This window comes from Paenibacillus sp. EKM212P, from assembly GCF_011066115.1.
Taxonomy (GTDB): domain Bacteria; phylum Bacillota; class Bacilli; order Paenibacillales; family Paenibacillaceae; genus Paenibacillus; species Paenibacillus polymyxa_B.
Window position 1 is genome coordinate 144,304 of the sequence record NZ_JAAMNR010000010.1, and the last position, 13,463, is coordinate 157,766.

Below are 13,463 nucleotides of genomic sequence, written 5' to 3' on the forward strand. Positions count from 1 at the left end.
AAGTTGATTTAATGATTTGAACCGTGCGGTGATTGCATAGCGAGCAGATATTTATACTCCGTATGGAAGCCATCAGCATGGCGCTATGGAATCATCGCACTTCCCATCGCGGGAGTGCACAAATAAAGCGAATCCTGATCGAGTCGCGTAAGCAGAAGGCTTCTTACCTGTCGATCAGGATTCATGTGTTACAGATTAAAAATTAGTGATTCAGTTCGTTACATCATCGACCATAGATTTTCAAGATTTATGATGTGCCAAATCTTGTGTCATGTCTTTGTCCGTGTTCCGAGTTATCTTTTGTATGGTGGAACGGATACTTTTTACATTTTCCTCGATAAATCCGGGTTCCAGTAGTTCATAATGATTACCAATCAAGCTATGCTCTTCATAGCTACCTTGTGTAGCGTCTTTCCATAAAAGTCGATTATCTCCTGTACCCCTCACCGTTTCCGATCCAACGGCGACAAAGCCGTGAATATTCGCCTGAACGCTCTCTGTATTCACAAGCTGGTTGCCATACACCGCGTAAGCGATCATTTTACGTTGGTACGTTTCATTCAACAGCTCACGGTAGGAGTCGGGAACCTGTTCCAGCATGTCATGAATTTCATGCTCTGTTTCTTCAGCTGTGAAGGGCAGGGCTTGCGCCCTTTTGACCGAATCGAGCATAAAAATGTCGGATACAGTATGGCCTTGACGTTCCAGTGTGTCAGCAACCTTATGCGCCAGATTACCACCTATGGAATAACCAAGCAGCACATACGGACCTTGCGCTTGCGTGCTGACGATCAAATCAACGTAACGTGCCAGCATGGCCTGCTCATCCGCAGCATCATCCACGAACTCCAATCCATACACGACTGCGTCCTGATCCAGTTGTTTCGCCAGCTCCGCGAACGACAGCCCGTATCCAAGCATAGGAGGAAAGCAGAAGATGGAGATCGGACCGTGTTCATTCAACCGAATGATTGGACTATCGGCCTTGTATTCCAGATCGGCTTTCAATAATGTGAGCGCCTGCTCTTCTATAGTCGGGAAGTCCATTACACTACGGATGGGAAGCTCAATGTCTGTGGCAAGGTGAACTTTGCGTATAAGCTCCAGTACTTTCAAGGAATGTCCACCCAACGTGAAAAAGTCATCATGGATACCCACTTGTGGAATTTCAAGCACTTCCTGCCAAATGGATGCCAGCAACTGCTCCACATCGGTTCGCGGTGCGACATATTCTATACCCGTGTGCAGCCCTTTGTCCGGCACAGGTAAAGCTTTGCGGTCGATTTTGCCGTTTGTCGTCAGCGGAAACCGATCCAGCTGTACAAATGCGGATGGAATCATATAGCTCGGCAGACTGGCCGACATCGCAGCTCGAATCTCACGGATGGTCAGCTGTTCATCGGCAGTAAAGTAAGCACATAATTGCTGCTGACCTGCTCCATCCCGCAAAGCAATAACCACGCTATCCCGCACGGACGGTACACTTGCCAGCCTCGCCTCCACCTCACCCAGCTCAATCCGGTAACCGCGAATTTTAACCTGTTGATCAATCCGTCCAGCGTATTCCAGTATGCCGTCTTCACGCCAGCGAACAAGGTCTCCCGTACAGTACAGGCGATCTCCGTCCACCCACGGGTTAGCAAGAAATCTCTCAGCCGTCAGCTCAGGACGATTTAGATAACCACGTGCAACTCCGTCTCCGCCGACAACCAGCTCACCCCAAGCTCCGACCGGTTGCAGGTTAAATGACGAATCCACAACATACGCCGTCGAATTGCGGATAGGGCGTCCGATCGGTACAGAATCCAGCTGTTCTTCCGTAATGTGATACGTCGTCGAAAAAGTTGTATTTTCCGTTGGTCCATAGCCGTTAATGATGTTCATGTCCGGATTATCACGCAGGACCCGGTTAATATGGGGTGCAGACAAAACATCACCACCAACCAGCAAATACTTCACATCGCCGAAAAGTTTACTATCCTGCTGTGAAAGCTGATTAAATAACGGTGTGGTCAGCCACATCATGGTGACGCGATGATCCCGTATCGTCTCTTTAAGTTTGACCGCATCCAATAGATCATCCTTATGCACAAGAACAAGCTGACCGCCGTTCAGCAACGCGCCCCAAATTTCAAACGTAGATACATCAAATACAAACGCGCAAGTCTGCAGCATTCGGGTCGATTCATCAAATGGCACATAATCCGTATTGCGGACAAGTCGCACGACACTTTGATGCTCAACAACGACACCCTTAGGCTTACCTGTTGAACCTGAGGTATAAATGACATAAGCAGCATGATTACCCGCTCCATCTATACCCAGATTGGAAGCATCTGCACTGTAGGACGTATCCTCACTCAGATTGACAATCTGTCCGTCAAAATAGCAACGATCCAGTAAATCCCGCTGAGCCAGCAGCAGCCTAGCTCCCGAGTCCTCCAGCATATAACGGATACGGTCCTCCGGATATTGAGGGTCTACCGGCACATACGCGCCTCCAGCCTTCAAAATAGCGAGTGTTCCCGTAATCATGTCCAGTGAGCGCTCCGTCAAAATGCCAACAGGTTCATCGGATTTCACCCCTGCATCACGTAGCGTATGCGCTAAACGGTTGGCTGTCTCATTGAGTTCCCGATAGGTCAATGATTGATGACCCAAAGCTACAGCAATATGATCCGGCGTGCGCTCTGCCTGCTCCTCAAACAGTTTTTGGATCGTGTGATTGCTTGGATATGCAGAGGCAGTGTCATTAAACTCTCCTGTAATTTGTTGTTTTTCCGCCGCTGTAACGAGTTCCAGCTCTTCTACGCAAACATTCGGGTTAAGCAAAACTTGCTCCAACAGATTCACAAAATGCCCATGCAGACGCTCAATGCCTGTTTGATCATAACTTAACGCATTATACATAAAACGAATCTTGATGCATTCTCCCGGCATAACGACTAAGCTCAGATCATAGTTAGTCTGCTCTGCAGCCACCACGTTGGAAATCGGGAATGTATCCTGCCCGTCACTTCCCAGTTCTTCGACCTGCTCATCTACCGGATAATTTTCAAACACCATAATATGGTTAACTAAATCCTGTTTCTGGTCGGTCAATGCCTGAATCTCAAACAGTGGATACGTATCATACGCATGAGAAGCCAGCGCCTGCTCCTGTGTTTTCTTCATAACTTCTGCAAAAGATTCCCCTGCCTCACTAAGAATGCGAACGGGAATGGTATTAATGAACAAGCCGATAATATCCTCTACCCCGATAATATCCGATGGACGGCCTGAGACGACACTACCAAATACGACATCACTGTGGTTGTTATATTTTTGCAGCACAATCCCCCAGACGGTTTGTAATAACGTATTCATGGTCACCTGATATCGCTTAGCCGTCTCCTCCACCCGGAGGGTCAACTCACGTTCCAAAACCGTCACCCAATCACTTGCCGTGTTGCCTCCACTCTTGCGACCGGATTTTACAGCTGGTAATGCTGTTTGCTGCTCATATCCGGATAAATAGCTGCTCCAGTAGTCGGTTGCCGCCTTGGCATCCTGTGCTTCCAGCCATTCAATAAAGCGGCTGTACGGCACTGCCGGTGCCAGCTCTGGTACTCTGCCCTCCTGAAGTGCTGCATAGCTTTCAAACACTTCTTTATTTATAAGGGACAGGCACCAGCCGTCCATGACGATATGATGGAAGCTCCATACAAAATGATAGCTGTCTTCTCGGGTACGTAAAATCGCTACACGCAGCAGGACATCCCGACGCAGATCAAAGCCTCGTGCTTTATCTTGTAGCTTGAAATTTTTCACCCAGGTATCTATTTCATCCTCATCCAGATGGTGTAAATCTTCATATTGAAAGCCGCAATCCCGATTTCGATACACCACCTGCAACGGTTCCGTATCTCTGCCAAAATAAAAATGTGTACGCAACGCCTCATGTCGCCGAACCAGAATATTCAGGCTTTCTGCAAAAGCCCGAATGTCCATCTGACCTCGCATATCATAAGAAACCTGCTCAAAATACGCGTCATTCGCAGCTGCTTGACTATCTAGCTGACTGTGAAACAGCATCCCTTTCTGCATGGGGGTCAGTGCATATACATTGTCGATCTCACCCGCAGCACCCATTTCAGATAACAGGCTGTCCAAGCCCTCCACACTCATTCCTTTATAAGAAATATCACTTGGGGTAAGCTCCGGGTGTTCTTTATGGATGCAATGCGCCAAAATTTCACGCAGGCTCGATTCCAGGAATTTCGCCAATCGCTCGATGGTCTCCGGTCTATAGCTGGTACGACTATAGCTAATCGTCAGACCCAGTTGGCCCCCCGAAATAATGCCGCCAAAATCCAGCGTATACGTTCGAGCCATGGTCGGGCTCAACGGCATCCCACCCTCATATGAGGATGATTGCAAGTCGTTCCCTTTCATATCCTGATCGAACTGTCCCAAATAGTTAAAGCTGATTTCGGGATCTGTCGTAAATATGGCTGGAGATGCCTCCGGTGCCTGTGTCTGACGGTCGGCTAAATATTTCAGTACACCGTAGCCAATCCCTTTTTGCGGAATGCCGCGCAGTCCTTCCTTCACACGCTTAATCCGTTGCGAAAGTGCCAGTTCTTCCGGCATATCGAGCAAAACAGGATATTGGCTTGTAAACCACCCTATCGTTCGAGTAATGTCCACCTCTGGTAAAATGGCTTCACGTCCATGTCCCTCTAGATTTATCAGGAAACGATCATTTCCACTCCATGCTTGCAATGCCATTCCTACCGCCGTCAACAACAGGTCATTAATTTCTGTACGGTAGGCACGATTGGCCTGCTTGAGCAGTTGCTCTGTCTCTGCATGTGTCCACAAAGCAGTAACCGACTCACTATCGCCAATCAATGGCTTTTCGTGCTCGTTATGCCCGTAATCCTGCGGCAAAGTAGCCGGATCCGCTTGTGCAAGTTTCCCCCAATACGCTCGCTCACGTTCCATAGCTGGACTGTTGGCATAAGCGTGCAGCTGCTCGGCCCATGTTTGGAACGAATCTGTTTTATGAGGCAGCTGAATCACCTGTTCACCCTTGGAGGCTTGATCATAGGCAGTCGCCAAATCCTCGAATAAAATGCGCCAGGATACTCCGTCCACCGCCAAATGATGAATCACGACCAGCAGATGATCTCCATCCGGGCAACGGAACAGCCCCAGTCTCATCAGCGGACCTTCGCTTAGGGAAATACCAGATTGAATTTCATTACATTTCGCTTCAATTATCTTCGCCAAATCTTGCTTGTTTACATCGCTGTCATTATAGTCAAAGCACTCCAGATGGTACGGTTCGCCTTCCTCTACACTGCGGTTCCATGCTGTACATCCGTTCTCCGACAAACTAAAAACCATACGCAATGCATCATGGTGCGAAGTAATCTGATGGAGCGCCCGCCGTAGTGCCTGTTCGTCATAGCCTTCCTGACGATAGAGCATGACAGATTGGTTAAAATAGTGTGGTTCTTCCGTTGGCTGTTCAAAAAACCAGCGCTGAATCGGTGTAAGCACTACATTTCCTGTAACCTCGCCCTGCTCGGCTATTCGGTTAACAGGCTGAATATATGTGCTTAGTCCCGCAATTGTCGGGTATTTGAACAAATCCTTCATTTCCAGCTTGTATCCAGCCTGAAACAAGCGGGACGATACTTGGATGGCCTTGATGGAGTCACCACCCAAATGGAAAAAGTTATCCTGTATTCCGACTTTCGGGATACCAAGAATGGCTCCCCAAGCCGTAGCCAGTGCCTGTTGGACATCCGTCTCGGGTGCCACATAATCCATACCTGTATCGAAATTGTGCTCAGGTGCGGGCAGTGCCCTACGGTCTACTTTGCCATTCAGCGTCAAAGGCAGTCTGGAGAGCTGCACAAAGTAGGACGGCACCATATAGCCAGGCAGATCCTGCGACAAAATGTTACGTAAGTCGCTGGCGCTCAATTCACTGTCTGTTGCAAAATAGGCACACAGCTGTTTTTGTCCGTGATCATCCTGCCGCACGGTAACAACCGATTCCTTCACACCTGGAATTGTGGACAATCGGGTTTCAATTTCACCCAGTTCAATGCGGTAGCCGCGAATTTTGACCTGTTCATCCATTCTTCCCTTGTACTCCAGTACACCATCAGCACGCCAACGCACTAAGTCTCCTGTACGATAGCAATATTCTCCAGACCGGAATGGACTTTCAATAAATTTTTCCGCCGTAAGCTCGGGCCGATTCAGATATCCTCGCCCAACACCGTCGCCACCGACGATCAACTCTCCCCAGGCTCCGATAGGTTGCAGCTTCAACGAACGATTGACCACATAAGCGGTCGAGTGATCAATTGGACGTCCAATGGGAATAGCCTGGGTTTGCGGTTCTGTAATGTCATAGATGGTGGAAAAGGTGGTGTTCTCCGTCGGCCCATAAATATTGGCCAGGCGAAGCTGCGGGTACTCCTTCAACACACGATTGACGTGTGGTACAGACAACACATCACCACCCACGAGCAACTCCTTCAAGGACGCAAACACTCCGATTTCTTGCTGCGAATACTGATTGAATAAAGCCGTGGTCATGAACATCGTGTTAACACGATACTTGTCAATCGCCTGCTTGAGCTTGGAGGCATCCAGAATAGTGTCATGGCTTACCACATACAGTTGTCCCCCGTTCAGCAGCGTTCCCCAGATTTCAAATGTGGAGGCATCGAACACAACTGCGCCCAATTGCAGCATACGTGTATTTTCATCAAGCATGGCATAGCTTTTGTTTTTCACTAGCCGCACGACATTACGGTGCTCAATCATCACGCCCTTCGGCTTGCCTGTCGTACCAGAGGTGTAGATCACATACGCAAGATCGGAGGAAGATCCCCCTGTTGTAATCGCAATGGTTCCATCCGTCTGAGCATCACATTCAGATTTGCTATTGCATCGCTGTTCATCACTCAAATCGATGACCGGAATGCCGGGTTCAAAAGGAATCTGCTCACGTCGCTGTAACAGTAACAGCCCCGCACTGGAATCCTCCAGTAAATAACGGATACGCTCTTCAGGATAATCAGGATCAATGGGAACGTAAGCCCCTCCGACCTTCAAAATCGCCAGCATACCGACGACCATTTCAATGGAGCGTTCAGCCATAATCCCTACTCGCTGTGTCTCTGGCTCGGACCCGCGCTGTATCCCATGGGAAGCGAGTATGCGTGCCAGACGGTCGGCACGTTCATTCAGCTCGCGGTAGGTAAGCTGCATGTCCGCAAAGGTGATGGCCAGCCGATCTGGTGATTGCGCTACCTGTTCCTCGAACAGCACATGCAGTGCTTGATCTCGTGGATACGGATAGTCTGCTACCGTATCATTGAATCTCTGCACAAGCAGCTCTTTTTCTTGGGCCGAAACCATTTCTATAGCCGAAAGAGCGATATCCGGCTGATTTATAACCGCATTGATAAGCTGCTGCAAATGTTCAGTCAGTCGTTCAATGGTTTCCCGTTTGTACAGCCGAGTTCCGTATTGAAGAGCACAGGAAATTTGTTCTCCATCCTCCACTGCGAACAGACTCAAATCAAATTTGGCCGTCGTTTGTTCACTTGGATAAGATGCCAATTGCAACCCCGCCAGCTGCTGCTCTTTTTGCTCTATGTTTTGTAGTGCAAACATGGTATCAAATAACGGATTACGGCTTAAATCTCGATCTACGTCCAGCTTCTCCACCAGCTCTTCAAACGGATAATCCTGATGTTCAAAAGCCTTTAACGCGTTTTCCTTGACCTCCAACACATAATCACGGAACGTTTTCCCGCCTTCTGGATAATTACGGATTGCCAGTGTATTCACGAACATCCCGATCAGACTGCCAAGATCCGCATGGGGCCGCCCTGCAATTGGCGAACCGACAATAATATCCTCTTGCCCGCTATAGTGGCTAAGCAAAGCCGAATAGGCAGCCAACAGAACCATATATAATGTCGATTCCGTCTGCACCGCAATGCTTTTTAAGCCTTCGCTTTGTCGTTGGTCAAGCGTAAATTCCAGCACATCTCCTTCAAAGCTTCTCACCGCTGGGCGTGGATAATCAGTCGGTAGATCAAGCACAGGTAGCTCTCCTGCGAAGGTATTGAGCCAGTAGTTTTCCTGTTCCCGGTAGCGTTCACTTTGCTGCTGCTTCTGTTGCCAAGCGGCGTAGTCTTTATATTGAATGCGTAGCGATGGCAGCGTGTCGCCTGCGTATAAATGAATGAAGTCCTGAATTAGTACATTTATAGAGGTGCCGTCCGAAATGATATGATGCATATCCATGAGCAAAATATGATGCTCTGGGTCTGTTTCAATCAAACCAACTCGGAATAACGGGGCCTGCCCCAGATCGAATGGTTGGACAAAGTTACGTACCAGCTCATCCGTTTCCTTTGGGGCAGCTCCGTGAGCATAGGTCAATTCCATGCAAAAAGGAACCTCGTCATGTACTCGCTGGACAGGTTCACCGTTCATGGTCTCAAAACTTGTGCGCAATGTTTCATGGCGGTCAATAAGCTGACGGAACGCGTTATCCAGTGCCTTGTGATCAAGTGAACCGGTCAGAGTCAGGGCACCAGGTATGTTATAGCTAATTCCCGCTCCATCAAGCTGATTGAGGATATACATCCGTTTCTGAGCTGAAGAAACCGCATAAAATGGCTTATTCTCCGTAACAGGGATGGATTCATAGGTGGTTTGCTCCAGTGCTTCAATAACCTGCGCCAGCTGTTCAATTGTCGGATGCTGGAACAGATCCTTTAGCTGCACATTTTTATGCAATTTCTTATAGATGAGTGATATGACATGTGTCGCCCGCAGGGAATGTCCTCCTGCCTCAAAAAAGTTATCCTTAATCCCAATGCGCTCAAGCTCCAGCACATCTTTCCAGATGCTAGCCAGTTGTGCTTGTAATTGATTTTGAGGAGGTACATATTCTGCGCCTGAGCTTACACCTCCCTCTGGTTGTGGCAACGCTCGGCGATCCACCTTGCCATTGGGCGTCAGTGGCAATTGCTCCAGGCGCACAAAATACGACGGTACCATGTAGCCCGGTAGCTCCTGGCTCAAAGCACTACGCAGCTCACTTGTCGCTACTTCCGCATGGGTGACCACATATGCGCAGAGCAGCTTTTGCCCCTGCTCATCTTCATGTGCAATTACAACAGCTTCTCGGACTGCCTCCAGCTTCAACAGCTGTGCTTCCACCTCGCCCAGCTCAATCCGGTAGCCTCGAATTTTCACCTGCGCGTCGATTCGTCCCTTATATTCCAGCGTCCCGTCCGCATTCCAACGCACCAGGTCCCCTGTTCGATAGCAGCGTTCGCCGCCACGGAACGGACTGTCAATGAACTTTTCGGTCGTCAGTTCTGGGCGGTTGCGGTATCCGCGAGCCACCCCGTCACCGCCGACGATCAGTTCTCCCCACGCTCCAACAGGCTGGAGCTGCATCGAACCGTCCACGACATATGCCGTCGAGTTATGGATCGGGCTACCAATGGGCACAGATGCCGATTGAACGCCGGTAATGGCATGTGTGGTGGAAAAGGTCGTATTTTCCGTCGGACCGTAGCCGTTAATGATATGTAGATTCGGATGGGCCTCCAATACCCGGTTAATATGCGGTACGGACAGCACATCACCACCAACTAATAGCTCCCGCATCCCCTCAAATAGTTCCAAGTCCTGCTGGGATAGCTGATTAAAGAGTGGTGCGGTCAGCCACATCGTGGTAATGCCGTGATTGCGGACAACTTCCTTGAGCTTGGGCGCGTCCAAAATAACATCCTGACTCACCAGCACCAGCTGTCCACCGTTCAATAGCGCACCCCAAATTTCGAAGGTGGACGCGTCAAAGACAACAGACCCGGTCTGCAAAATGCGCGTGTCGGCATTCAAGCGTGCATAATTTGTATTTTTCACCAAACGCACGACATTACGGTGCTCCACCATAACCCCTTTGGGCTGGCCTGTAGTCCCTGAGGTGTACATAATATAGGCCAAGCGACCAGCTGCGCTCGCTTTCGGTTGTTCTTCAGCTGCATAAGCCTGCTGTATTTGTTTTGCTTGTTCTGATTGCGTAGCTTTTGGTTGCATGTTTTCTGGTTGCATGGTTGTCGTAGAAGCAAGTTCGAGACTGGTAGAAATGGAGTAGAACGGATCTAAGCAGTCCACGTATCCCGGATCAGTATTCGTCCCGTGATCATTCGGCAAACTGGGATCGTAACGATCAGCATCATCCAGTCCATAAATTGCAGCATCGCTAAGGTCAAGCACCATTCCCTTAAAATCAGTGGGCCGATGTTCCATTCGCTGCACGAGCAGTATGTCCGCACCGGAATCCTTCAGCAAATAGCGTACACGCTCATCCGGGTAATCAGAATCAATAGGTACATACGCTCCACCTGCTTTGAGAATTCCGAGCATACCGACAATCATCTCAATCGAGCGTTCAGCTACAATGCCGACCGTCTGCTCAGTGTGTATTCCCTGCTTACGTAAAGAATGAGCCAGTCGGTTGGCCTTTTCATTCAATTCTGCATAGGTTAGGCTATCTTGCCCACACACTACCGCCACCTGCTGTGGTGCCTGCTTCGCCTGTTTCTCGAACAATTCATGAATAGACGCATGATGTGGATAATCCACCGTTGTATCGTTGAAGGTATGGACCAGTTGCTCTACTTCTTGCTCTGACAGTACTTGTGCTGTGGAAATCGCCAACTCTGGCTGCTGCAAAACAATAGTGTACAGCCGCAGCAGCTGCTCAACAAAGTGCTCAATCGTCGTTTCGCTATAACGGTCGCTACTATACTTTACGTTCAGGGAGACCGCTTCATTTTCCCATTGAAACTGGAAATCTAGTTCAGATTGTATGTGATTCAAAAAATCAGAAATATGAATATTTTGCAAGGATACTGTGGTGTGAATAAGAGGCTTCCCATCCTCATTACGTTGAATGTCAAGTAATTCAGAATAGTTCCAAAAAGGAATGTTTTGATGTTCAATAGCTTCGCCGACAGAGGTTTTGATTTGAGACAGCAAGGCTTTGAAGGTTGTGCTGGAATCCAGCGCATTTTTCAATAAAAGCAGATGGTTGATTGGCTTTGTAGCACCGTTGCTAGACTTGGCTACCGGAATGCCCAGCAGCACACATTCCTCACCTGTGTATTTATGCAATAAGCTCTCTACTCCAGCAAGCAGGACCATAAACACGGCCCATGGAGCACCACCTGTTATAGATGATATTCTTTGGGAAATTTCAGTTGGAAATGTGAGCGTATACGTATGGGAATTTAAACTCGTTACAGTTGTACTTTTGGACACCTGGTTGGTGTATGGTAGGCAGATGATATGATCCTCGGATTCCAGTTTATGACTCCAGTAATTTTTTTCCTTCTCAAATAAGGCTTTCAATGACATCCCTCCTGCTTCATGGGGCCTGTTACCCCGGTTGGAATGGTGCGTTATTACGTACATGAGTGTTGTATCGGAAAAATAATACTTTGCAGGCAAGGGCAGTCGGACAAGCCGCCGCCCTCTGCACACGCAAAGTGAAATCATTGCATTTTAGAAAACGGATTTAGAAAACAAAGTCGATGGAATCCGGCGAGAAGCCTTCCGGTTGCTCGTACGAGTTCACCTGAATATCGCTTAACAGCAAATCTGGATGGATTCCAATCTGGGACAGGATCGCTATCAAATCTCTGGTTAATCTCTCAATAGCGTCGGCCCCAAATAGCTTCGTGCAATATTCAAACGAACCCTTGATTTCCCCTTCTTCATCACTCATGGACAAGGTCAAATCGAATTTGGAAATACGATGCTCCTGAGCATACGGACTGAAGGACAGCGTCTCCAGCTTCGCTTCCGGCGACTCTGTATTTTCCAGTACAAACATGGTGTCAAACAACGGGTTACGGCTTGCATCCCGTGCTACATCCAGCTTTTCCACCAATTCTTCCAGTGGATAATCCTGATGCTCGAAGGCTTGCAGCGTACGATCTCTGGCTTCCTGCAAGTAGCTGTGGAACGCTTGGTTGCCCCTCGGCTGATGCCGGATGGCTAGCGTGTTGACGAACATTCCGATTAGTGGCTCCAGTTCAGGCAACAAGCGGCCTGCTACCGGCGTACCGATGATCAAATCGTCCTGACCGCTGTATTTGGACAGCAGAACGGTGTAGGCGCTCAACAGCACCATGTACAGCGTGCTTCCGGTCTGTGCCGCAATTCGGTGCAGTTGCTCGGATACATTTGCGTCCACTGTAAATTCATACATCGCACCCTCGAAGCTGCGAACAGCAGGTCTAGGATAAGCAATTGGCAAATCCAGTACCGGCAATTCTCCGGCTAAATGCTCCAGCCAGAAGTGTTCCCGGCGTTGGTATGACTCACGCTGCATCTCCTGTTGCTGCCACACGGCGTAGTCCTTGTACTGAATTTGCAACGGCTCCAATTCCTGCCCTTCGTACAGTTGTACCAGCTCCTGCACGATATTGTTAGACGATACACCGTCTGAAATAATATGGTGCATGTCGTACATCAGGAGGTGGCGCTCTGGTCCGGTTTGAATGAGACGGACACGCAGCAGGGGTGCCTGGCGAAGATCAAAGCTGCGTACAAAGGACTCGATATAAGCTTCGGCTTCGGATTCCCTGGCCTGCAGGTGCTCTACTGCAAACTCCACTTGATCGTAAACCCGCTGAACGACCTCGCCTTCCACCATTTCAAAGGAAGTCCGCAGCGTTTCATGGCGAGCTATTAACTGACGGAACGCATCCTCCAGCCGATCGGCCTGAAGCGGTCCCTCCACGGTTAATACACCCGGCATATTGTAGCTGAGATCCCCACCTTCCAGATGGCTCAAAATGTACAGTCGTTTTTGAGCCGAGGAAACCGGGTAGTACGCCTGTTGCGCCGCCGCAGGGATCACCGTATAGGTGTCTGTGCCGTGCGTAGCTATGAGCTGAGCTTGCTGCTCAATCGTAAAGTGTTGGAACACCTCACGCAGCGTAATCCGGCTGTCCAGCTCCTGATGGATTTTGGCCACTAGCGTCGTTGCCCGCAGGGAGTGCCCACCCACGTCAAAGAATGAGTCGGTGACTCCTACGCTGGACAGTTTCAAGACATCCTGCCAGATTTGGGCTAGCTTGGCTTCCAGCGGCGTCCGCGGTGCAACGTACTCCTGGCCTCCTTCGAGACGTGCTTCCGGTGCCGGCAATGCCTTGCGATCGATTTTCCCATTCGGTGTCAGCGGGAAACGATCCAGTTGTACCACATACGTCGGGATCATGTAATCCGGCAGCTTCGGCTGCAGCGCATTCCGCAGCTCCGGCAAACTCAGGGACGCTGAAGCTATGATGTAGGCACACAGGTCCTTGTGTCCGTCTTCGTTTTCCCATGCTGTGACCACGGCTTTCTGAATG

General features: G+C 49.3%; 2 protein-coding genes. Both read right to left on the reverse strand.

The features are described from left to right. Positions 1–240: 240 nt before the first annotated feature. A complete protein-coding gene (locus G9G54_RS22845; protein ID WP_165179740.1) occupies positions 241–11,454 on the reverse strand; it encodes a non-ribosomal peptide synthetase in 11,214 nt (3,737 codons plus the stop codon). Between the two features lie 166 nt (positions 11,455–11,620). Next, positions 11,621–13,463, reverse strand: a 1,843-nt coding sequence (locus G9G54_RS22850; protein ID WP_238808343.1) for a condensation domain-containing protein, incomplete at its 5' end; no start/stop codon positions are given.